We start from the raw sequence: 23,138 nt of genomic DNA, 5'->3' as shown, positions 1-23,138 counted from the left end.
CCGAAAATGCCGATTTCCTGTCCGCGGATCTCTTAGCCGGTCGCCCCGGGCGCTCTACGCTCGAAATATGACAACCCCGTCCGTCCTCATCATCGGCGCCGGCTTCGCCGGCCTCGGCCTGGCCATGGAGCTGCGCCGCGCCGGGCTGGAGAACTTCACCATCCTGGAGAAGGCCGTCGATCTCGGCGGGGTCTGGCGGGAGAACACCTATCCGGGCGCGGCCTGCGATGTGCCCTCGCCGCTCTACTCGTGGTCCTACGAGCCGAAAAGCGATTGGCCCCGGCGCTTTTCGGAGCAGGCCGACATCCACGCCTATATGCGCGAGGTGGCCGAGAAGCACGATCTGCCGCGCTACATCCGGTTCGGCACCGAGGTGACCGACGCCGAGTTCGACGAGCGAACCGGGCAGTGGGCCGTCACCACCGCCGACGGCACGCGACTCACCGCGGACGTGCTGGTGCCGGCCGTCGGCCAGCTCTCCCGCCCCGCCCTGCCGAACCTGCCCGGCATCGACACCTTCACCGGCGCCGCCTTCCACTCCGCCGAATGGGACCACGGCGTCGACCTGACCGGTAAACGCGTCGCCTGCATCGGCACCGGCGCCAGCGCCATCCAGTACATTCCGCGCATCCAGCCCGCGGTCGCGCACCTGACGCTGTTCCAGCGTTCCGCCGCCTGGGTGCTGCCGAAATTCGATACGCAGTACAGCGGACTGCATCACGCGCTGTTCAAGTACCTGCCGCCCACCCGGCTGGCGGAACGCTTCGCGATCTGGTCCTTCTTCGAGGTGCTCGCGCTCGCGCTCACCGATATCCCCGCCATCAAGACGCCGGTCATCGCGCTCGCCGACCGCCATCGCGAAAAGCAGGTCCCGGATCCGGAATTGCGCGCGAAGCTCACCCCGGACTACGCGGCGGGCTGCAAGCGCGGCCTGTTCTCCAACGAGTACTTCCCCGCGCTGGCCCAGCCGAACGTCACCGTCGAGACCACGGCGATCGAGGCCGTCACGCCGAACGGGATCCGCACCGCCGACGGCGTCGAGCACCCGGTCGACGTCATCATCTACGGCACCGGGTTCAAGGGCACCGAGTTCCTCGCACCGATGAACATCTACGGGACGGGCGGACGCAAGCTCGCCGACGTCTGGGGCGACGCGGGCGCGCGGGCGTTCCTGGGCCTCTCGGTGCCGGACTTCCCGAATCTGTTCCTGATGTACGGGCCCAACACCAATGTCGGCTCCGGCTCGATCATCTACATGCTCGAATCCCAGGCCCGCTACATCCGCCAGGTCGTGCAGTACCTGGCTGCGAATCCCGGGCGGCGGCTCGCGGCCCGCGCGGACGCCGAGCAGGATTGGGACGACTGGTTGCAGCGCCGCCTGAAGGACACCCCCTGGAACTTCTGTTCCAGCTGGTACCGCAATGCCGCCGGGCGCATCACCAACAACTGGCCCGGCGCGACCGTGCTCTACCGCTGGAAAACCCGCGCCTTCCGACCGGCCGATTACGCCCAGTAATTACTCAGCAAACCTTTAACCTCGAGTTAAATCACCCATAGCCCGTTCTGGCAAATAGTCAGTAAACTCATCTTCGTTCGGGGGATCCGCGGACGAAAGGCGAGCGATGATCTGGCTGCTGTTGCTTCTGGTGGTCGTGATCGTCATCGTGCTGCTCGTCATGCGCCCGAAAGGCGGCCCCCGCGGCCTGGAGCAGATCGAACTCGACGACGCCCTCGCCGAAGCCAGACGCGAGAACGAGAGACTCGGCGGCCAGGTCTACAACCTGGCCCCCACCAACGAAGCCGCCGCCCAAGCCCTCGCCGACGCCGCCGAACGCCACAACGCCGCCGGCTCCCAGCTCGCCCAGGCCGGCACCCCCACCCAGGCCCGCCTCGCCAAACAAACCGCCGTCGAGGGCCTCTACTACATCCGCGCCGCCCGCACCGCCATGAACATGGACCCCGGCCCCGCCATCCCGCAACTCGCCTTCCAGAACCGCGCCGGCCGCGTCACCGAAGACCGCACCATCTCCCTCGACGGCCGCCGCCTCGCCACCTCCCCCCACCCCTCCGACACCACCCCCCACTACTACCCGGGCGGCATGGTCGCCGGCCGCCCCGTCCCCGGGGGTTGGTACTCCGAACCCTGGTGGCGCACGGCCCTGCTCACCGGCGCCTGGGCATTCGGCGCCACCACCCTGTTCGCCGCGCTCTTCACCGGGATGCCCGGCATCGGCTACGACGCCGGGACCTTCGAGCAAGGCTTCGACACCGACGCTCAGGACTACGGCTATGGCGACACCGGCTATGACCAGGGCGGCTACACCCAGGGTGATTACGGCCAAGGAGACTATCCCCAGGGCGACTACGGCCAAAGCGGTTACACCCCAGACGCTTACGGCAACACCCCTTACGGCGACGACTCCTTCGGCACAGGCGGCTTCGACAACGCCGGTTTCGACACCCCCGGCTTCGACAGCTCCTTCTAACCGCCCACGATTCCGCCCCCACCACCCCCACCCGGTAGACTCCCGACCATCTAGCCCAGCCTTCGTAGCTCAGGGGATAGAGCACCGCTCTCCTAAAGCGGGTGTCGCAGGTTCGAATCCTGCCGAGGGCACTTCCATAACCGCAGGTCAGGCCGTTTCTTCGTCAGGTCGACGCCCGCCGAACTCGGTCGGGTACGCAGTAGCGAACTTGGTACGGGCGGAATCCAGCTTGGCCGCCACATTGTCGTCATCGAACAGGTCCGCGTAGAAATCGAGAGTCGTACTCGGCTTGTCGTGACCCAGCATTCGCTGGAGCGCGAGCACCGAGGCACCTTGCGAGACAGCGGCGGTGTGTCGCAATTCGTGCGGAGTGAGCCCCGCGAGACCAGCGGCCTTGGCGGCATCATTCCTCCAGTCGCGGCGCATGTTCCGGACCCGTAGCACCGCACCGCGGTTGGAGGTGAAAACCTCTGCCTCAGGCCGGCGACTCGCGAGATGCTGCTTCAGCGGCCGCTTTGCGCGCCTGGCGGGCCGTCTTCTGACGATCGACTCTGGCCGGACCCTGATAGACCTCAACCAGTACTTCTTCCATGAAGTTCAACACGTCTTCGGCCTCAGCCTCGTTGACCGCGGTCGTAAATCACCGTGTGCCATCTCGTTGGCGAGAAAGCGGATCTCATGAGCTGCCTCCCTCGTATGGTCTCGAATCAAGCCAGCAGCGTGCAGATCGTCGATCTTTTGGCTGATCTGCCCCTTGTGGACGCCCTTGTCTTTAGCAGTCGCCTCGACAACAGCACGTGCCAAGATCACTGCCGCCCGGTAGTGCTTCATGCTCAGGCACTCGGTAGCTTCCGTTGCGGCGCTGGCGATCTCAAGCGGCACATCGCGAAACTCTTTTCCGACGGCACGCTCTGGAAACCAGTGAAGTGACAGTGCCTCGAAGTATTCGGCATCCTCTGGTATCCCGCGCGCGACCGCAGTACTACCCCAGCCGCATGCAGCGCACTTGTACACGCCCACAGTGTCGAAGTCGCTATCCCTGCGCCGTACGGTCCAAGGATCTGCAATCCGCTCCATCTGGGCGAATGCGCCACAGTGCCAACACGTCCTGGTTGCTGTCATGACGACGGACAGTACGCCGACGCAAAGCTGACGCAAGGGATTTTTCGACGGTTCGGGGCGGTAGGGCTCGTCCGCAGTACGTCCGCAGCAGGCCGGAGACCCATCCGCCACTACCAAGGTTGCCACTGAAAGAACGCGCAGCTAGAAGACGTTTACCGACATCCGCCAACATCAGCAAACGTCCAGTTGGTAGTTCGAGTTCAGCTCAGACGCTGGGCCAGCCATATCGCGATCTCATCCACGGCGGTGTGATCAACGACAACACTTACTACGAACTCGGTCGCTTCCTCGTCTGAGATCTTTTGCAACGGTGAACGGAAGTAGTTCAGATACACGTTGCACGAGATCCAGGCGGTGCGTTTGTTGGCGTCTACGAATGCATGAGCTGCCGCCAACCCGCGGAGCAATGCCGCTCCGCGCTGGAGCACAGTCGGATAGAGCATCTCCCCATACCCTGTGTCATGAGGGTGAGCTAATGCTCCTTCCAGTTTGCCCCGATCGAGCACATTGTACGAAGTTCCGATAAGTCGCCGGTTCGTGGCAATGACGCCTTCAACTGGCAAAGCAAAGGGGTTCACCGCTCAGCAAGCAGCCGAAGCGTCTCCTCCCAGCGAACAATCTCCGCATCCACAACCCGATCAAAATCGGGAGTGTAAGGGATCTCTGCAGGCCTGATGTTCGGTTGAGCAGGAATGCCCCTCTCCCCTCTGAGAACCTTCGCCGTGTACCAACGCTTCATATCGCTTTCAGACAGCTCAGTATCGCACCGCTCGCAGCTAGGAAGATCGCCGCGAGCTTGTTGCCAGGGCATCTCATGGCTGAGCTCAACCAGCGTCTCTTTCGCAAGGGGCGCGTAGTGCTCAAGAACGGCGTCCACGATCGCCCTTGAGGCCGGGTCCAAGGAGTCAGGATCGGCGCCCGGCAGTTCGGTATCGAACCAATGGCTGCGCCCGTACTTGTTCACTTGGTACACAGTCGGCTGCACTGGACCATCCGGCCAGGCCTGGAACCTGTCCGCGAAAAGTGGGCGACCATCCCACGCCAGATGCCATGCCTGCGCGAAGTAGATCAGCTTCTCCAGCTTCCAGGCGTCTACCCATCCCCGCTGCCGGTAGACGTATCCGGCAACGTCCAGAGCGGTAACCATCATGCGCTCCCTTCCGTTACCTTATCCACAGGATACCTGGAGTTATCCACACTCAATCAACAGTCTTCTGAGCATGCTATAAGATACCCAGCTACGTTCGTTACGGTGTGACTCCGGTTACTCGGGTGTGGCGGCCTTCAGTGCTCCGCCACTGATCCGGATTGGCATCCGATCGTTGCTGGTGGCATCGTCGCAGAGTAGACGTTGCTCGGACCTCGAATGACTACGGAACGGCAGCAGCGAGGCCGCCCTTTCGCATCGGCGACAGCTTTAGTGCCGAAAGGCAGCGCGAGGGAGAGGACGCGTGCGCCTTGTCCGAAGACATCCAGCGCTTCGTCCGTGAATTCGAGCTTGTAGCGGTAGGTGCTGGGTTCGGTGAGGTGGGCGACGTGATGGCCGTATAACCACACGTCCAAGCCCGGGAGCTTTTTGCGGGCCACCGGGCTACCGCCCCTCGATCGAGACTCGGCTGAACTTGGGTATCACCAGAACCTCGTAACCACATTCGGACAGCGCACGGATGGCGGTTTCCATGCTGACTGCGCCTCCTCGCTCGAGACGTGACACCGTCATCCGCGTAACTCCGAGTCTCTCGGCGAGGTCGGCCTGGTGTAGACCACGTTCTTCTCGAGCGTGTCGCACGGCGTGGCCGAACTCGGTGGGAGTCATCGCCCGCTTGTGATCCATTTAGCGAGCATAGCCCAAGAACTCTACTGATGATCGGTATAACGATCATGGCCAAACTTCGTGACTATGCTCGGTATATCGATCATCGAACAGGCTGGGTCAGTGGTCTCGGCGAACGCGGGCCATCGTGCCGGAGGTCTGCCCCTGGTTTGGTGATACCCGGGTTGACGTGGTGAAACGGTGGGTGGGGCTGGGGTGATGAGGTTGGTGAACCCGTGCGGCGTGTGCGGGGTTATCGACATCGGACGTCTGAAATGAGTGCATCACGATGGGGAATTCGCCTGCGCCGGAAGCTGGGAATGCCGGGAGTGCGGTTGGGGGGACGCGGATCGAGCGGCGGACGTTGCGGTGGACGATCCTGGGGGTCGTGTTGGCCACGTTCATCGGGATCGCGGCTGTCGCGGCGCCGATCGCGTTTCGAGGGGGTGAGGCGGATTCGCCGTCGGAGTCGAATCGGGTGACGGTGACCGATCGGAGTGATCGGAATCGGGTGGGGATCAGCGGGGAGGGGAACTCGGTGCGGATCGAGGGGGATAGTGATGACAACCGGGTGTGCATCGGGGCGACGGAGTTGTGTGCGACTACGTCGGAGAGTGTGCGGCCCACGGTGACGCCGAGCCGGTAGGCAGGGCTACTGGCGGGGCTGGGTTTGGTTGGTCCATTGGTAGCCGTCGAACCAGCGGACCAGGGTGGGGTTGTGGTGGTCGGGGTACCAGCCCGGTGGGAGGGGTGGTTGGGCGGGGCGTCGGGAGTTCGATCGGGTGATTGCCACGATCGTGATCACCACCACCGCGATGATGCCGAGGAGAATGACGATGTGTCCCACACTTAGCCCTGCCACCGAGACAGTATCGGCCAGAAGTGGCCGAGAGACGAATTCGGTGGCAGGGGTGGCGGTTTCAGTCGGCCTTTTGGGAGGCGGCTACGGCGCCGGCGAGGGCGACGAGGACACCGGCGGCGCCGAGGGCGATGCCGAAGACGGGTTGCATGTCGTCCGCCCAGGCCAGGATGAGGAAGTGCATGTCCAGCTGTTGCAGGACGAGCGAGCCGAAGCCGAAGATGGCCAGCCAGATGCCGATTTGAATCATGTGATCCCCCGAGTGTTCGTGAATTGCCTTCCGGGACAGTAATGGTGGGGTCCGGGGGATGTCCATCGGAATAGTCAGGTGGCCAGGCCGCGGGCGATGACCAGGCGCTGGATCTGGTTGGTGCCCTCGAAGATCTGCATGACCTTGGCTTCGCGCATGTAGCGCTCGACGGGGAAATCCTGGGTGTAGCCGTAGCCGCCGAGGACCTGGACGGCGTCGGTGGTGACCTTCATGGCGGCGTCGGTGGCGATGAGTTTGGCGACGCTGGCCTGGCGGGAGTAGGGGAGGCCCGCGTCGCGGCGGCGGGCGGCGTCGAGGTAGGTGGCGCGGGCGGAATCGACGGCGGCGGCCATGTCGGCGAGGACGAAGCCGAGGCCCTGGTGGTCGATGATGTGGCGGCCGAAGGCTTCGCGTTCCTTGGCGTAGGCGACGGCGTCGTCGAGGGCGCGTTGTGCGAGACCGGTTGCGACGGCGGCGATTCCGAGGCGGCCGGAGTCCAGGGCGCTGAAGGCGATGGACAGGCCCTGGCCTTCGGCGCCGATCAGCCGTTCGGCGGGGAGCAGCGCGTCGTCGTAGGCGGCGGTGGTGGTGGGGATGCCGCGCAGGCCCATCTTCTCCTCGGGCTTGCCGAAGCTCAGGCCCGGCGTGTCCTGGGGGACGAGGAAGCAGGAGATGCCGCGCGAGCCTTCGCCGGTGCGCGCGAACAGGGTGTAGAAATCGGCCTTGCCGCCGTTCGTGATCCACGCCTTCGCGCCGTTGAGGCGGTAGCCGTCAGCGGTTTTCGTGGCGCGGCAGCGCAGGGCGGCGGCGTCGGAACCGGCGTGCGGCTCGGAAAGGCTGTAGGCGCCGATGGTTTCGCCGGAGAGCATGTCGTGCAACCAGCGCTGCTTCTGCTCGTCGGTGCCGAAGGCGAACAGCGGATGGCAGGACAGGCTGTGCACGCTGACGGCCACCGCGACGGCGGCCCAGCGGGCGGCCAGTTCCTCGAGGACCTGGAGGTAGACCTCGTAGGGCTGCCCGCCGCCGCCGAATTCCTCCGGGTACGGCAGGCTCAGCAGCCCGGCCGCGCCCAGCGCGGGGAACACCCCGTCGGGGAAGGTCCCGGTCTTCTCGGAGTCCACCACCCGGGGCTCCAGCACCTTGTCGGCGATGTCGCGGGTGAGGTCGATGAGGTCGCGGGCCTCGGGCGTGGGCAGCATCCGATCAACTGGCATGCCCTGTTTCTACCCGCCGGGCAGGTATGGCCGGAGGGGGCCGCCTTGCCTTATTATCTGCGTATGAATGCAGATAGTCGATCAGCGCCGCTGGACGAGGATCAGGTCGGCCTGGTCGTCGAGGTGTTCCGGATGCTGGCCGATCACACGCGGGTGCAGGTGCTGTGGGCGCTGGTGGACCGTGAGCTGTCGGTGAACGATCTGGCGGGGCAGGTCGCCAAGCCCGCCCCGTCGGTCTCCCAGCACCTGGCGAAGCTGCGCATGGCCCGATTGGTGCGCACCCGGCGCGCGGGGACGACGATCTACTACAGCCTGGAGAACGAGCACGTGCGTCAGCTGGTAGTCGACGCCGTGCACAATGCGGAGCACGCGGGGCCGGGCGTCCCGGCGCACCATCGCGGGGAGCCCGTGCGCGAACTGCGCGACAAGGCGGCGTCCGAATGAGTCACACGAGAAAAGATCCGGCACAGGAGATTTCCGCGGATCCGCGCGATCGCGCCGCGCATGTCACCCGACATGGCGTTTCGCGCGCCGACCACCACCATCACGGGCACGCCCACCGCACCGGCCTCCGCGGCCTCGTCCACGAGATCTTCTCCCCGCACAGCCACGACTCCGCCGACAGCGTGGACGACGCCCTCGAATCCAGCGCCATCGGCATTCGCGCGGTCAAGATCAGTCTGGTCGTCCTCGGCCTCACCGCCGCGCTCCAGGTCGCGATCGTGGCGATCTCCGGCTCGGTCGCGCTGGCCGCGGACACGATCCACAACTTCTCCGACGCCCTGACCGCGGTGCCTCTGTGGATCGCCTTCGTCGTGGGCCGCCGCGCCGCCACCCGTCGCTACACCTACGGTTTCGGCCGCGCCGAGGATCTGGCCGGGCTGTTCGTGGTCGCCATGATCGCGCTGTCGGCGGCGATCGCGGGGTACGAGGCGCTGCGCAGGTTGCTCGAGCCCGCGCCGATTCAGCATCTGGGCTGGGTCGCCGCCGCCGGCCTGATCGGCTTCCTGGGCAACGAAACCGTTGCGCTGTATCGGATTCGGGTCGGCCGCCGGATCGGCTCGGCGGCGTTGGTCGCCGACGGACTGCACGCGCGCACCGATGGATTCACCTCGCTGGCAGTGCTTTTGAGCGCTGGCGGGGTGGCGCTGGGTTTTCCGATGGCCGATCCGATTGTCGGCCTGCTGATCACGCTCGCCATCCTGGCGGTGTTGCGCACCGCGGCCCGCGACGTGTTCCGCCGGTTGATGGACGGCGTAGATCCGGCGCTGGTGACTTCCGCCGAACGCGCGCTGGCGGCCGAGCCGGGAGTGCAGAACGTGCGCAGCGTGCGGATGCGCTGGATCGGTCACCGCCTGCACGCGGATGTGGAGGTGGATGTCGTGCCGACCATCACCCTGGCCGACGCGCACCGGGTCGCGCACGCGGCCGCGCACACGCTCACCCACGCCGTAGCCAAATTGGAGACCGCGCTGGTGCATGCCTATCCGGCGCATTAGACCTGATCACGGCTGATCATGCGGAACGGCTATGACCTGCGCGGACGAATTTGATGCTCTCCAGTTTCAGATTATGGGCCGTCCCCATTCCGCTGTGACTACCTTTGGGTAGCATCCCGGATGTGACGTGGCTCTCTTCGGCCACAGGCAGGAAAAGAGGAGTACCCGATGTTGAGCACCATGCAGGACGAACAGCTCTCGCTGGCGACGCTGCTGAAGTACGCGTCCACCTTCCAAGGCGACAGCACGGTGTCGACCTGGACCGGGACCGGCGTGCGGACCATGACCTACCGGGAGGTCGGCGCCGACGCCGCTCGCCTGGCGAATGCGTTGCGCGGCATGGGGATCGGCGAGGGTGACCGGGTCGGCACCTTCATGTGGAACAACAACGAGCATCTGGTCGCCTACATCGGCGTGCCGGCCATGGGCGCGGTCCTGCACGCGCTCAACATCCGGCTCTTCCCGGAGCAGCTGGTCTATGTGGCCAACCACGCCGAGGACCAGGTGGTCATCGTCGACGGCACGCTGCTGCCGATGTTCGCCCAGTACCTGCCCAACCTGAAGACGGTGCGCCACGTCATCGTCGCCAACGGCGACGCGGCCGCGTTGCAGGCCCCGGAGGGCGTGCAGGTGCACGCCTACACCGAACTGCTCGCCGCGCAGCCGGACACCTTCGACTTCCCGGTCGTCGACGAACGGTCCGCCGCCGCAATGTGTTACACCTCCGGCACCACCGGCGACCCGAAGGGCGTGGTGTATTCGCACCGCTCCAACTGGCTGCACGCGATGCAGGTCTGCCAGCCCAACAGCATGGGCTTCAGCGGCGCCGACAATGTGCTGGCGATCGTGCCGATGTTCCACGCCAACGCCTGGGGCCTGCCCTACGCGGCACTGATGTCGGGCGCGAACGTGCTGATGCCGGACCGCTTCCTGCAGCCGGGCCCGCTGCTGGAGATGATGGCCGCCGAGCAGCCCACCTTCGCCGCCGCCGTGCCCACCATCTGGGGTGGCGTACTGGCCCAGCTCGCCGCCGCGCCGCAGGACATCTCGCACATGCGGACCGTGGTGGTCGGCGGTTCGGCGGTGCCGCCGGCGATGATGCACACCTTCGAGGAGAAGTACGGCGTGAAGGTGCTGCACGCCTGGGGCATGACCGAGACCTCCCCGCTGGGCTCGGTCTCGCACCCGCCGGTGGGCGTCTCGGGCGCGGAGGAGTGGTCCTACCGCTACACCCAGGGCCGTTTCCCCGCCAATGTGCAGGCCCGCCTGGTCGGCGACGACGGCGGCGTGGTGCCCAACGACGGAGAAGCGCTGGGCGAGTTGGAGGTTCGCGGCCCGTGGATCACCGGCTCGTACTACTCGCCGGACGGCGCACAGGTCGATCCGGACAAGTTCGACGACGGCTGGCTGCGCACCGGTGACGTCGGCAAGATCACCCCGAACGGCTACCTCACCCTGGTGGACCGCTCCAAGGACGTCATCAAATCCGGCGGCGAGTGGATTTCGTCGGTGGATCTGGAGAACGCCGTCATGGGGCACGCGGCCGTCGCCGAGGCCGCCGTCATCGGCGTCCCGGACGAGAAGTGGGACGAGCGCCCGCTGGTCGCGATCGTGCTGAAGGAGGGCGCCGAGGCCGAGCCGGCGGAATTGCGCGAGTTCCTCGCCGACAAGTTCGCCAAATGGCAGCTGCCGGAACGCTGGACCTTCATCGCCGAGGTGCCGAAGACCAGCGTCGGCAAGTTCGACAAGAAGCGCCTGCGCGCCCAGTACGCCGACGGCGAACTGCAGGTGACCACGCTGTCCTGACCGGAATCGGGTGCGTAGCCGAATCATGGTGGCTGCGCACCCGTTTCACCGGAGCGTCGACAGATCGACGCCGCGCTCGGGGGCGACCTCGTCGAGCACCGCGGCGGCCCGGATCCGGTCCAACCGGAAACCGCGCACCCCCGAGCGCAGCCGGCACCAGGCGTGCAGATACCAGTGCTCCCCGGCGACCAGCCCGAGCGGTTCGACCGTGCGGGCGCTCGAATCACCGTGCCGGTCCACGTATTCCAGGTGCAGCACGTGGCGCATCAGCAGTGCGTCCAGCACCTCGGGCGGCACCGGGGAGATATCGCGGGGCAGCAGCCGCACCCGCTCGCTCAGCTGCGCCGCTGTCGCCCGGTCGTTCTCGGGCAGCACCGCGAGCACCTTGTGCACCGCCGCCCCCGCCGTCTGCTCGAACGGTGTGCCGCGCAGCATGGGCAGCGCCACCAGCAGGGCGGTCGCCTCGGCGGGCGTCAGCGAGACCGGCGCGAGGGTGCGCCCGCGCTCCAGCGCGTACCCGCCGTTCGGCCCGCTGACCGCGCGGATCGGCAGGCCGGACCGCTGTAGCGCCGCGATGTCGCGCACGATGGTGCGCGTCGTCACCTCGAGCCGTGCCGCCAGTTGCCGCGCCGTGCGGGGACGCGGGCTGTAGGCCCGCAGTTCCTCGGCGAGCGCGTAGAGCCGCTCGGTCTTCGTCACCCCCGCATCATCCCCTCGCCCACCGACAACACGCACGGATCGGCCCACCCGGCACGGGGCCGGGCGGGCCGATCCGGTGAAGCTGTCAGCAGTTACGCAGTTCCGGGCTCTGATTCAGCAGCTGAGCCCGGGTGCCGGTGAAGGTGCGATAGGTGTCGCCGCCCACCGCCGAGAGCGGGAACGCCGCTACCCGGTGGCAGTTCTGGAAGGCCAGCTTCACGTTGAAATGGCGCTCCAGCCCGCCGCGGATCGCGTCCGAGGCCATGGCGCGCAGCAACTGCCCGCGCGCCACCTCGTCCGGCGGCGGGATCAGGTTGTCGGCGTATTCCTCGGTGCCGGAGTGCAGGTCGGCGGCCACGCGGCTGACTACCTCGTAGGCGTAAGGCAGTGAGGTCCGGACACATTCGACGAAGTCGGCGTCGTCGATCTCGCCGCGCTCGGCGCGTTCGAGCAGGGCGGTGGGAACATCGAGGGACATGGGCGCTCTCCTCCGGGGGTGGGGTGGATGGCGGTTGCGATGCCCCTGAAGTCTATTCGAAACCGGTTGTCAATAACCCTGAAATCAGCGCGAAAGTGCCTTGGTCAGAGCAATTTTCGCTTCCGTGGACAGTTCGGCGACCAGTTCGCCGGCCGGTAGCTCCGGGGCCAGCGAGTGCGTCTGCCCGGCCCACAGATTCACCTCCTCGGCATCGCCCGCCGCACGGGCGGCCGCACGCAATGGTGCGGTCGCATAATGGATCTCGGGATATGCGGCGGGCGCGTCGAGGTGCGCCAGCAGGAATTCGTTGCGCAGGCCGCGGGCCCGACGCCCGGTGAATGCTCGGGTCAGCATGGTCGGGGTCGGCGAACCGACAGCGCCCCTATGTATCGAATTGGTACCGGCCTCCGGGCAGCGCAGGAAAACGGTGCCCAGTTGCGCCGCCCGCGCGCCCGCGGCGAGCGCCGCCGCGAGACCGGCGCCGGTGGTGATGCCGCCGGTGGCCACCAGCGGCAGATCCACGGCGGCGGTGAGCAGTTGCAGCAGCGAGAGCAGGCCGATCGGATCGGTGACGTCGTCGGCGACCCGATCGACGAAGGTGGCGCGATGCCCGCCCGCCTCGGCGCCCTGTGCGACGAGCGCGTCCGCGCCGGCCGCGACGGCGACCCGGGCCTCGGCCACCGAGGTCACCGTCACCCAGACCTCGGAGCCCACGGCCTGTAGCCGCCGCACCTCCGCGGGGCCGAAGCAGCCGAAGGTGCAGGTGACCACCGGAACCGGATCGGCGACCAGCAGATCGATCTTCGCGGTCCAGGCGTCGTCGTCGTATTTCGGCGTGCCGACCTCGTAGGCGTCGCCCAGCGCGGCGACGTACTCCGCGAAGTCGCCCGGGGGAGTGGGCCCGCCGGGGGCGAACAGGTTCACGCCGAACGGCTTGCCGGTGCGTGCCCGCGTCTTCTCGATACGCTCGGCGGTGGCGTCGACGCCGAGATACCCCGCCGCGAGCAATCCGAGCCCGCCGGCTTCGGACACCGCCGCGGTGAGCTCGGGCGTGGAGGGGCCGCCCGCCATGGGTGCGAGCACGATCGGTCGCTGCAACTCGTCGAGGATCACGAGAACCAGTCTGGCACTGCCCAGGTCACGGATTGTGACGCGAAGTTACGGGATTTCGGGGCCTTTACCAGTGCGCGACCTGCGTAAACATAAGAGAAGGTTGCGGAATGGTCACGACGGGGTAGAGTTCCCGTCACAACGGAAGCCGAAACGTTACAAAATTTCGGAACCGGACCGAACGGTGCAAACCGGTCCTAACGGTACTCCCGTTCTCCCCTGTAGGTCGGACGCTAGGACGAAGCTTTGTCGCAGCACCGGGTTGGCCCCAGTTCCATCACCGTTATGAGCCTTCTTGGCGATCAGGTTTCGGTATCGGAGCGCCCGACGCGGCATCGCGCCGAGTCGGCCTCGAGCGACCGGGTCAAGCGCGCCGCCACCTACGCGGTCGCCGCGGGCGCGCTGATCGGCACCGCCACCCAGGTCGCCCCGGCCCTGGCCGCCCCGCTCTCGCCGCACCACGACACCGACGACAAGGCCGCCGAGCCCATCACGTTCAAGGGCGCCGGCGATATCGCTGCCACCCAGGCGAAGTTCGCCACCCCGGTCGCCGAGGTCGCCCCCGAGCCCGCGCCCGTCGCGGCTCCGGTCGCCGCGCCGGTCGCGCAGCCCTTCGGTATCCAGAACCTGCCGCCGGAGCTCGCGGGCCCGCTGGCCCAGGTCGAGGACATCCTCAAGGGTGTGCAGCAGCAGGTCGCTCCGGCCCAGGCGGTGCGCCCGGTCGCCGGTCAGATCAGCTCCACCTACGGCTCCCGCTGGGGCGAGATGCACTACGGCATCGATTTCGCCGACCAGCTGGGCGCGCCGATCCACTCCGTCAGCAACGGCACCGTCATCGAGGCCGGCCCGGCCTCGGGCTTCGGCCTCTGGGTCCGGGTGCTGCAGGAAGACGGCACCACCGCGGTCTACGGCCACGTCAACGACATGTTCGTGCAGGCGGGCCAGAAGGTGCGCGCGGGCGATGTGATCGCCTCGGTCGGCAACCGCGGCAACTCCACCGGCCCGCACCTGCACCTCGAGATCTGGGACCAGGGCGGCGCCAAGATCGACCCGCTGCCGTATCTGGCCGCCAAGGGCGTCCCGATGCAGTGGGGCCCGTCCAAGCACTGATATTCCTTGCCCAGCTTGATATCTCACCTACAGAGCGGCAGGCCGCTGGTTAGGCTCCTGACGTGACCGAGCTGGGCGATATCTTCGAACCGGGATCACCACACGGCCGTACCTACGCCGTGCTGGTGCATCATCCGCGCTCCGGCTTGGCCGATATCGCGCGGTATCTGGACCTCCCGGAGGATGTCGCGGCGGCGTCGCTGAAGGTGCTGTGTGAGCTCCAGGCGGCGGTGCAACTGTCCGACGGCGAGGGTGAACCGATCTGGGACGCGCACGCCCCGGAGTCGCTGTCGGAATCCGAGGCCCGGCGCCGCCAGCACGAGATCAGCCAGATGCACGCCGCCGCCGCGCGACTCAGCGAGACCTTCCGCTCGGTGCGGCGCTCGCCGCGCAGCAACGGCGCCATCGTGCCGGTCTTCGAGCGGGTGGAGATGCTGGCCGACTTCGAGGAGATCCAGGCCGCGGCCCGCCATTCGGTGAAGCTGATCGAACGCGGGCCCTATCTCAGCGACGCCGAACGCGAGCAGCGCCAGTTCCAGCTCAAGCGGGCGCGGCTCGGCGAGGGCATCCGCTACCAGACCCTCTATCAGGACACGATCTATCAGGACGCGGATCGACTACGTCACGCGCTGGCCACCAATGCCAGTGGGGCGCAGGCCCGCACGCTGCCCGAGCCGCCGTTCAAGATGATCGTCGTCGACGACGAGCGCGGCATCCTGGTGCTGCACGCCGACGAGCGCCGCCCGGATCCGATGGGCATCCGGGTCTCCGGTTCGCCCGCGCTGCGCCTGATGATCAAGACCTTCGACGTGCTGTGGTCGCTGGCCGCGCCGATCTCGGTGAACCCCTCCGCCGAGGAACTCGACGAACGCGACAAGGCCATTCTGACGCTCATGGGGCTGGGCGCCACCGACGACACCATCGCCCGCCGCTTGGGCATGTCCCGGCGCACCGTGGTCCGGCGCACCGCCCGGCTGCTGGAGCGCCTGGGGGCGAGCACGCGCTTCCAGGCGGGCGTGCAGGCGACCCGGCGTGGCTGGCTATGAGAAGACTCACCGTTCCACTTCTGCAACATTCGGGGGTCACCGGGCGATGTGCCGGGAGGCACTCGTGCGGCTTTCGCCCAGCTGTCCCGGCGGGGATCGGCCGATATGATTGCCCGGACCGCGCCGGCCCAGGACGACGAGGTCGGGGTGGGGGCCGAACAGACAAGGCCGAGCGGCCGGTGAGATAGAACGGCCGTGCGGCCGAGCTCGACGCGAGAGGTGAATACACCCGAATGGATACTGCCCGTCGTTCCGGTCGTAGTACCCGTCGCCGCAGGCCGGGCAGCCCCACCTTCGGTCAGCTGCTCACCGCCGCCGTGGAGTCTGCCGCCGACGCGGTGGCCGTGCGGTCGGGCACGGAAGAGTTCACCTACCGTCAGCTCGACGCGGATTCCTCGCGGCTGGCCCGGGAGCTGATCGAACGCGGCATCGGCCCCGGCGACGTGGTCGCCATCGGCATCGCCCGCGGCGTCGAGTCCGTGCTCGCGGTGTGGGCCATCGCGAAGACGGGCGCGGCATACGTGCCGGTCGACCCGGCCTATCCCGCCGAGCGGATCGCGCACATCGTCGGCGACTCCGGCGCCGTGCTCGGCTTGACCACCTCGCAGCACCGGCGCAAGCTCGGCTCCGGCATCTACTGGATCGAACTGAACGATCCGGTGGTGGCGCGGCGGGTCTTCGAGCGGCCCGAGCATCCGATCTCCTACGCCGACCGGGTGCGCCCGCTCGACGAGCGGCATCCGGCCTACGTCATCTACACCTCCGGGTCCACCGGCAAGCCCAAGGGCGTCGTGGTCACCCACACCGGCCTGGCCGGGCTGGTCGCCGCCGAGGCCGAGCACTACGGGGTGACCGGGGATTCCCGGGTGCTGCACGTCTGCTCGCCGAACTTCGACGTCTCCGTGCTGGAAATGCTGCTCGCCTTCTCCACCGGCGCGACGCTGGTGGTGTCGCCGCCGTCGGTGTTCGGCGGTTTCGAGCTGGCCGAGCTGCTGCGCCGGGAACGCGTCACGCACATGCTGATCACGCCGGGCGCGCTGGAGTCGGTGGATCCGGCCGACCTGCCGGACCTGCGCGTCGTGGTGGTCGCGGGCGACAAGTTCGGGCCCGAGCTGGTGGGTCGCTGGGCCTCCGGCGACCGCGCGTTCTACAACGGCTACGGCCCGACCGAGGCCACCATTCTGGCGACCAGCACCCCGCCCATGCGCGGCGACGAGCCGGTCACCATCGGCACCTCGATCCCGGGTGTGGGCGCGTTCGTGCTGGACGCGCGGCTGCGCCCGGTGCCGGCCGGGGTGATCGGCGAGCTGTATCTCTCCGGCCCCGCGCTGGCGCAGGGCTACCTGGGCCGCCCCGGCCTGACCGCCGAGCGCTTCGTGGCGAGCCCGTTCGGCGCGGACGCGGAGACCCCGGGCGCCCGGCTCTACCGCACGGGCGATCTGGTGCGGCGCGCCGACAACGGCATCATCGAGTACCTGGGTCGCGTCGACTTCCAGATCAAGGTGCGCGGCTTCCGGGTCGAGCTCGGTGAGATCGACAACGCGCTGGAGGCGCACCCCGCGATCGACTACGCCGCCACCCTGGGCAAGACGCTGCCCTCCGGGCAGACCGCGCTGGTGTCCTATGTGCTGCCGCACACCGAGGTGGACACCGCCGCGCTCACCGCGTACCTCGCGGAATCGCTACCCGCGCACATGATTCCGGCGTCGATCATGGTGCTGACGGAGATCCCGCTGAACCCGGTCGGCAAGCTGGACCGGGCGGCGCTGCCGGAACCGGTCTTCGCGACCCGCGAATTCCGCGCTCCGGTAACCCCGGCCGAGCAGGTCATCGCCGAAGTCTTTGCGGCACTGCTGATGTCGGGTGACGACGCGCGCATCGGCGCCGACGACGATTTCTTCGCCCTGGGCGGCAACTCGCTGCTGGCCGCCCAGGCCGCCGCCCGCATCGGCGCCGCGCTCGACGTGCGCGTGCCGGTGCAGCTGCTGTTCGAGGCCTCGACGGTGACCGGACTGGCCGAGCAGGTGCTGCGCCTGGCCGCCACGCCGGCGGGCCGCGCGCTGCACGCGATGGAGCGCCCCGAGCTGATCCCGCTGTCCTACGCCCAGCAGCGCATGTGGTTCCTGAACCGGTTCGATCCGGACAGCGCCGTCAACAACATTCCGGTGGCGGTCCGCCTGACCGGACGCCTGGACGTGGTCGCCCTGCAGTCCGCGATGCGGGATCTGGTGCAGCGGCACGAGGTGCTGCGCACGGTCTACCCGGAGGTCGACGGCGCCGGCGTGCAGTCGGTGCTGCCGCTGTCCGATCCTCGCGCGGTGCCGCCGCTGCCCACCCTGGACGCGACGCCGGATCAGGTGCCGCAGTTCGTGACCCGGGTCGCGATGACCAAGTTCGACGTGACCGCCAAGCCGCCGATCCGGGTGCAGCTGCTGCGCCTCGACGCGGAAGAGCACGTGCTGGTCTGCGTCATCCACCACATCGCCGGTGACGGTTTCTCCATGGGCCCGCTGACGCGCGATCTGATGACCGCCTATGTCGAGCGCACCCGGGGCGGGCGCCCGGACTGGCCCGCGCTCGAGGTCCAGTACGCCGACTACGCCCTCTGGCAGCGCGAAACCCTCGGCTCCGAGGCGGATCCGGACTCGCTGCTGAACCAGCAGATCACCTATTGGCAGGGCCGGCTGGCGGCGCTGCCCGAGCAGCTGAACCTGCCCGCGGATCGCCCGCGGCCGGCCGTGGCCTCCTACCGTGGGGCGACTTTCCGCTCCAGCCTCGACGCCGAGTTGCACGCCGCGCTGTACCGGGTTGCCCAGCAGCACAATTCGACGCTGTTCATGGTGGCGCACACCGCGCTGGCGGTGCTGCTGGCGCGCCTGTCGGGCACCCGCGACATCGTGATCGGCACCCCGGTCGCCGGCCGCGGCGAGGCCGCGCTGGACGACCTGATCGGCATGTTCGTCAACACCCTGGTGCTGCGCACCGAGATCGAGCCGGGCCGCAGCTTCGCCGACCTGCTCGGCCAGGTCCGCCAAGCCGACATCGAGGCTTTCGGTCACGCCGACGTGCCGTTCGAGCGGCTGGTGGAGCTGCTGGACCCGGTGCGCTCCACCGCGCGGCATCCGCTGTTCCAGGTGCTGCTGGTGCTGCAGAACATGGAGCGCACCGAGCTGGAGCTGCCCGAGCTGAGCGTGGCGGGCGCGGAGCTGAACGTGCCGCTGGCCAAGTTCGACCTGCAGCTGGAACTGGTCGAGGATTTAGCCGAAGACGGTGCGCCGCAAGGCATCGCGATTGCCTTCAGCTACGCGACCGACCTGTTCGACGAACCGACCGTGCAGGATTTCGCGGAGCGCTTCCACCGCATCCTGTCCGCGCTCACCGCCGACGCCGCCGCCGTGGTCGGCGATGTCGACCTGCTCGCCCCGGGCGAGCGGGAACTGGTGCTGCGCGAGTGGAACACCCCGGGCGCGCAGGTGCCCGAGGTCACCCTGGTGGATCTGATCGAGGCCCAGGCGCGCCGCCGCCCCGACGCCGTCGCCGTCCGTTTCGGTGACAGCACACTGACTTTCGGTGAGCTGCAACGCCGGGCGAACCGGGTGGCGCGGGCGCTGATCGCGCGCGGCGCGGGGCCGGAAACCCTGGTGGCCGTGGCGCTGCCGCGCACCGAGGAGCTGCCCGTCGGGCTGCTCGGCGTGCTGCTGACCGGCGCCGGCTACCTGCCGATCGACACCACCTATCCGGCGCAGCGCCTGGAGTTCATGCTCGCCGACGCCGCGCCCGCCTGCGTGCTGACCGCCGCGGCCGTGGCCGATGCGGTGCCCGCCGGGGACGTGCCGGCGATCCTGTTGGAGCAGACCGGCGAGCTGCCCGACGGGCCGATCACCGATCGGGAGCGCACCGCGCCGCTGCGCCCGGACAACCTGGCCTATGTCATCTACACCTCCGGGTCGACCGGTGTGCCCAAGGGTGTCGGCGTCGCGCACCGCAATGTGGTGGAGCTGTTCGCCAACACCCAGCTGCTGTTCGACTTCGACGAAACCGACGTGTGGACGCTGTTCCACTCCTTCGCCTTCGACTTCTCGGTGTGGGAGCTGTGGTGCGCGCTGGCCAACGGCGGCACCGTCGTCGTGGTCGACTACCTGACCTCGCGCTCGCCGGAGCTGTTCCGCGAGTTGCTGATCCGGGAACAGGTCACGGTGCTCAACCAGACCCCGTCGGCGTTCTACCAGCTGGCCGAGGCGGACCGGGCCGCGCACGCGGGCGAGGGCGGCAAGTTCGCGCTGCGCTACGTCGTCTTCGGCGGCGAGGCGCTGGATCTGCGCCAGCTCGCGCGCTGGTACGAGCGGCACGCGGTGGACGCGCCCTGGCTGGTCAACATGTACGGCATCACCGAGACCACCGTGCACGTGTCGTTCCTGGAGCTGAACGAGCAGATGGTCGGCGACGCGGCCAGTGTCATCGGCCGGGCGCTGCCGGGCCTGGACGCCTACGTCGTGGACGAGCGGCTGCATCCGGCGCCGGTCGGCGTCGCGGGTGAGATCAATGTCGCGGGCCGGCAGCTCTCGCGCGGGTACCTGGGGCGCCCGGGCCTCACCGCGACCCGGTTCGTCGCCGACCCCTACGGTGCGCCCGGTGCGCGGATGTACCGCACCGGCGACGTCGGCCGCTGGGTCGGCTTCGGCGGGCGCGCCAACCTCGAATACGCCGGGCGCAGCGACCAGCAGGTGCAGCTGCGCGGGTTCCGCATCGAGCTCGGCGAGATCGAGTCGGCGCTGCTGCGCTGCCCGGGCGTGCGCCAGGCCGTCGTGCTGGTCAGCGCCGACGAGCACGCGGGCGACCGGCTCATCGGCTACGCCGTGCCCGACACCGGTGCGCGGCTCGACCCGGCCGAAGTGCGGAGCGCGGCAGCGGAATTCCTGACCGCCTACATGGTCCCGGACGCGATCGTGGTGCTGGACACCCTGCCACTGACCCCGAACGGGAAGCTGGACCGCAAGGCCCTGCCCGCGCCGGAGTTCGTGAGCGCCACCGCTTTCCGCGCGCCGTCCTCGCCGATCGAGCTGGCCGTGGCGGAGGTCTTCACCGGCCTGCTGAACGGCGCGGAGGTCGGCCTGGACGACGATTTCTTCGCCCTCGGCGGCAATTCGCTGCTGGCGACGCGCGCGGTGGCCCGGGTCAACGAGGCGCTGGACGCGAATCTCGCGGTGCGCGAACTGTTCGAGGCCTCGACCGTCGCGGCGCTGGCCGCCCGCGTGGCCGTGGGCGCCGGCGAGTCCACCCGGCCGCCGCTGGCGCGCGGCGAGCGGCCCGCCCGGATTCCGCTGTCGCTGGTGCAGCAGCGGATGTGGGTGCTCAACCAGCTGGACCAGGGCTCGCCCGCCTACAACATCCCGCTCGCCATCCGGCTGACCGGCGTGCTGGACGTGTCCGCACTGCGCTACGCGGTGGCCGACGTGCTGGAGCGGCACGAGTCGCTGCGCACGCGGTACCCGGTGGACGGGCCGGGCGGGCTGCCGTATCAGGAGATCGTGTCGGTCGCCGAGACCCTGCCGGGCGGCCTGGACGTGGTAACCACCGCGGAGCCGATCGCCCATCTCACGGAGATGATGTCGCGCGGCTTCGACGTGACCACGGCGGTGCCGCTGCGCGCGGTGCTGCTGAACTCGGCCGACAACCCCGAGGAGCACCTGCTCGTGGTGGTGGTGCACCACATCGCGGCCGACGGCGTCTCGATGGCCCCGCTGGCCCGGGATCTGGCCACCGCCTACGTCTCCCGGGTGGAGGGCCGGTCGCCGGCCTGGAAGCCGCTGGAGGTGCAGTACGCCGACTTCGCGCTGTGGCAGCGCGCCGCGATCGGCGCCGAGGACGACGAGACCTCGGTCGCGGCACAGCAATTGGCGTACTGGCGCGAACGGCTGTCGGGGCTGAACGGCGAACTGGCGCTGCCGCTGGATCGCCCGCGGCCCGCGGTGCCGTCGATGCGCGGCGCGGCCACCGGCCTCAGTGTCTCCGCCGAGGTGCACGAGAGCCTGGCCCGCTTGGCGCGGGAACACAATTCGACGCTGTTCATGGTGGTGCACGCGGCGCTCGCGGTGCTGCTGGCGCGCATGTCGGGCAGCTCCGACATCGCGATCGGCACGCCGATCGCCGGTCGTGGCGAGCGGGCGCTGGACGATCTGGTCGGCATGTTCGTCAATACCCTGGCGCTGCGCACCACCGTTGAAAGCGGTTCCAGCTTCGCGGCTCTGGTGGCGCAGGCCCGCGAGATCGATCTGTCCGCCTTCGGTAACGCCGACGTGCCTTTCGAGCGGGTGGTCGAGGAGGTCGCCGCCGGTCGCTCCGCGCACAATCCGCTGTTCCAGGTGGTGCTGTCGTTCGAGGGCACCGAGGCGCCGTCGCTGGAACTGCCCGGCCTCACCATCTCCGGGCTCGACGCCGGCGCCATCGCGGCGAAGTTCGATCTGCAGGTGATCGTCGACGCCCGCGCCGGCGCCGAGCTGAACGTCGTATTCAGTTACGCCACCGACATTTTCGACGAGTCGACGGCCGCGGCCTTCGGGCGCCGATTCGAGCGGATCCTGGCCGCGGTGGCCGCGGATCCGGACGTGGTGATCGGCGACATCGATATCCTCGACGCCGCGGAGCGCGACCGGGGCCAGGCCGGTCAGACGGCCCAGGCCGAACCGGTCGAGAACACCGGCACGGCGGGCGCCGCGCTGACTCAGTCGCTGACGGCGGCGGTCGAGGACGACCCGGAGGGCCCCGCCCTGGTGCACGGCGAACAGGCCGTCAGCTATCAGGAACTGGACGCGCGCTCCTCGAAGCTGGCGCGCCTGCTCATCGATCGCGGTTGCGGTCCCGGCACGGGTGTCGCGATCCGGCTGCCGCGCGGCGCCGATGCCGCCGTGGCCACCTGGGCGGTGCTCAAAGCCGGTGCGGCGCTGGTGGGTTCGGAGCTGCCCGCCGACCTCGCGGTCGAGATCGGTCTCGGGTCCGGCGACGAGCCGCTGGAGTGGCTGGCGCTCGACGACCCGGCCGTCGGGGCGCAGATCGACGCGCAGTCGCCGCGGCCGGTCACCTACGCGAACCGGCTGCGCACCCTGCGCGGCAGCGATCCGGCCCTGATCGACAACGGCGGCACGCTCAGCTACGACGAGCTGGCGGCCGCGGTCGACCGGTTCGCCGGGCGCGCGGAGCTGACCTTCGAATCCCGCACCTTCGGCACCGGCGCTCCCGGTTCGGCCGGGGGTGTGCTGGAGGTGGTGGCCGCGGGCTCGCACGGCGCGGCGGTGGTGGTCGCCGCCGGCGAAGACCTGACCGGGCTGCTCGCCGACGAGTGGGTGACCCACCTCGTTACCGATCAGTCCGCGCTGCGCGACCTCGGTTTCGAGGAACTGGAAGATCTCCGGGTCGCGGTGCTGACCGACGGGATCGTGCCGGTCGACGCACCGGCGGTCGAAATAATTCCGCTCGCGGATTTGCTGGGAATCGAGGTGGCGAGCCGGGTCGGCTGACCCAAATGCCCGGTAAAGGTACGCCGCGGGACATATCGCTCGGCGTGTCCGGCAGGGCAGAATGGCATCGCTTCGAACACGACAGCAGTACGCGACAGCGGCCGGTGCGCCGCTGAGAGAACTGATGAGGGA

The 23,138-nt window shown here is 68.5% G+C and carries 20 protein-coding genes and 1 tRNA gene; 9 read left to right on the top strand and 12 right to left on the bottom strand.

Translation table 11 applies throughout. The features are described 5' to 3' along the window. The first annotated feature begins 67 nt into the window (after window positions 1–67). The 3 genes from AB0I43_RS26260 (at window position 68) to AB0I43_RS26250 (ending at window position 2,617) form a co-directional block, all read left to right on the top strand. Complete coding sequence (locus AB0I43_RS26260; RefSeq protein ID WP_356975203.1) at window positions 68–1,516, top strand: NAD(P)/FAD-dependent oxidoreductase; 1,449 nt, start codon at window positions 68–70, stop codon at window positions 1,514–1,516. 106 nt (window positions 1,517–1,622) lie between these two features. Continuing rightward, window positions 1,623–2,486, top strand: a complete 864-nt coding sequence (locus AB0I43_RS26255) for a DUF1542 domain-containing protein (protein WP_356975205.1) — start codon at window positions 1,623–1,625, stop codon at window positions 2,484–2,486. A 58-nt stretch (window positions 2,487–2,544) separates the two neighbouring features. Beyond that, window positions 2,545–2,617, top strand: a tRNA-Arg gene (locus AB0I43_RS26250). A gap of 16 nt (window positions 2,618–2,633) precedes the next feature. Here the strand turns inward: AB0I43_RS26250 and AB0I43_RS26245 are convergent. From AB0I43_RS26245 to AB0I43_RS26205, 9 genes are all read right to left on the bottom strand, one after another. Next, entirely contained in the window at window positions 2,634–3,062 is a 429-nt protein-coding gene (locus AB0I43_RS26245; RefSeq protein WP_356975206.1) for a tyrosine-type recombinase/integrase, read from the bottom strand. A gap of 21 nt (window positions 3,063–3,083) precedes the next feature. Then, window positions 3,084–3,608 (bottom strand): DUF4145 domain-containing protein, encoded by a 525-nt coding sequence (locus AB0I43_RS26240; protein ID WP_356975208.1) that lies wholly within the window; start codon window positions 3,606–3,608, stop codon window positions 3,084–3,086. 200 nt (window positions 3,609–3,808) lie between these two features. Beyond that, a complete protein-coding gene (locus AB0I43_RS26235; protein ID WP_356975209.1) occupies window positions 3,809–4,186 on the bottom strand; it encodes a Fic family protein in 378 nt (125 codons plus the stop codon). Continuing rightward, window positions 4,183–4,758, bottom strand: a complete 576-nt coding sequence (locus AB0I43_RS26230) for a Panacea domain-containing protein (protein WP_357432743.1) — start codon at window positions 4,756–4,758, stop codon at window positions 4,183–4,185. The genes AB0I43_RS26235 and AB0I43_RS26230 overlap by 4 nt, the downstream gene beginning before the upstream one ends. A gap of 134 nt (window positions 4,759–4,892) precedes the next feature. Continuing rightward, window positions 4,893–5,165, bottom strand: coding sequence for a hypothetical protein (locus AB0I43_RS26225; protein ID WP_357432878.1), 273 nt, complete (start codon window positions 5,163–5,165; stop codon window positions 4,893–4,895). A gap of 34 nt (window positions 5,166–5,199) precedes the next feature. After that, entirely contained in the window at window positions 5,200–5,424 is a 225-nt protein-coding gene (locus tag AB0I43_RS26220) for a helix-turn-helix transcriptional regulator (protein WP_357432877.1), read from the bottom strand. A gap of 649 nt (window positions 5,425–6,073) precedes the next feature. After that, window positions 6,074–6,283, bottom strand: a complete 210-nt coding sequence (locus AB0I43_RS26215) for a DUF2510 domain-containing protein (protein ID WP_357432742.1) — start codon at window positions 6,281–6,283, stop codon at window positions 6,074–6,076. 58 nt (window positions 6,284–6,341) lie between these two features. After that, complete coding sequence (locus AB0I43_RS26210) at window positions 6,342–6,530, bottom strand: hypothetical protein (RefSeq protein WP_357432741.1); 189 nt, start codon at window positions 6,528–6,530, stop codon at window positions 6,342–6,344. 74 nt (window positions 6,531–6,604) lie between these two features. Then, complete coding sequence (locus tag AB0I43_RS26205) at window positions 6,605–7,744, bottom strand: acyl-CoA dehydrogenase family protein (RefSeq protein WP_356975219.1); 1,140 nt, start codon at window positions 7,742–7,744, stop codon at window positions 6,605–6,607. Between the two features lie 63 nt (window positions 7,745–7,807). Between AB0I43_RS26205 and AB0I43_RS26200 the strand changes: the two genes are divergently transcribed. The 3 genes from AB0I43_RS26200 (at window position 7,808) to AB0I43_RS26190 (ending at window position 11,049) form a co-directional block, all read left to right on the top strand. Beyond that, window positions 7,808–8,188, top strand: coding sequence for a metalloregulator ArsR/SmtB family transcription factor (locus AB0I43_RS26200; protein ID WP_357432740.1), 381 nt, complete (start codon window positions 7,808–7,810; stop codon window positions 8,186–8,188). Next, entirely contained in the window at window positions 8,185–9,243 is a 1,059-nt protein-coding gene (locus tag AB0I43_RS26195; protein ID WP_357432739.1) for a cation diffusion facilitator family transporter, read from the top strand. The genes AB0I43_RS26200 and AB0I43_RS26195 overlap by 4 nt, the downstream gene beginning before the upstream one ends. 168 nt (window positions 9,244–9,411) lie before the next feature. Continuing rightward, window positions 9,412–11,049 carry a long-chain fatty acid--CoA ligase gene (locus AB0I43_RS26190; RefSeq protein WP_356975224.1) on the top strand — a complete coding sequence of 546 codons (1,638 nt, stop codon included), beginning with the start codon at window positions 9,412–9,414 and terminating at the stop codon, window positions 11,047–11,049. Between the two features lie 45 nt (window positions 11,050–11,094). On the opposite strand, the gene AB0I43_RS26185 is transcribed toward AB0I43_RS26190, so the two are convergent. From AB0I43_RS26185 to AB0I43_RS26175, 3 genes are all read right to left on the bottom strand, one after another. Beyond that, window positions 11,095–11,748: a YafY family protein gene (locus AB0I43_RS26185; protein WP_356975226.1), complete on the bottom strand. Its 654-nt coding sequence runs from the start codon at window positions 11,746–11,748 to the stop codon at window positions 11,095–11,097. 85 nt (window positions 11,749–11,833) lie between these two features. Continuing rightward, a complete protein-coding gene (locus AB0I43_RS26180; protein WP_356975228.1) occupies window positions 11,834–12,226 on the bottom strand; it encodes an SCO5389 family protein in 393 nt (130 codons plus the stop codon). An 84-nt stretch (window positions 12,227–12,310) separates the two neighbouring features. After that, window positions 12,311–13,339, bottom strand: a complete 1,029-nt coding sequence (locus tag AB0I43_RS26175; RefSeq protein ID WP_356975230.1) for a nitronate monooxygenase — start codon at window positions 13,337–13,339, stop codon at window positions 12,311–12,313. Between the two features lie 282 nt (window positions 13,340–13,621). On the opposite strand from AB0I43_RS26175, the gene AB0I43_RS26170 reads away from it, so the two are divergent. The 3 genes from AB0I43_RS26170 (at window position 13,622) to AB0I43_RS26160 (ending at window position 23,006) form a co-directional block, all read left to right on the top strand. Continuing rightward, window positions 13,622–14,446, top strand: a complete 825-nt coding sequence (locus tag AB0I43_RS26170; protein ID WP_356975232.1) for a M23 family metallopeptidase — start codon at window positions 13,622–13,624, stop codon at window positions 14,444–14,446. A 62-nt stretch (window positions 14,447–14,508) separates the two neighbouring features. After that, on the top strand, window positions 14,509–15,492 hold the full coding sequence (locus tag AB0I43_RS26165) for a LuxR C-terminal-related transcriptional regulator (protein ID WP_356975234.1): 984 nt from the start codon (window positions 14,509–14,511) through the stop codon (window positions 15,490–15,492). A gap of 233 nt (window positions 15,493–15,725) precedes the next feature. Next, entirely contained in the window at window positions 15,726–23,006 is a 7,281-nt protein-coding gene (locus AB0I43_RS26160; protein ID WP_356975236.1) for an amino acid adenylation domain-containing protein, read from the top strand. Window positions 23,007–23,138: the final 132 nt, after the last annotated feature.

Origin of the sequence: Nocardia sp. NPDC050435, from assembly GCF_040655395.1 — a bacterium.
In the GTDB taxonomy this organism is placed as follows: Bacteria; Actinomycetota; Actinomycetes; order Mycobacteriales; family Mycobacteriaceae; genus Nocardia.
Note: the sequence above shows the minus strand (reverse complement) of the source record. Positions and strands in the feature narration are given on the sequence as shown.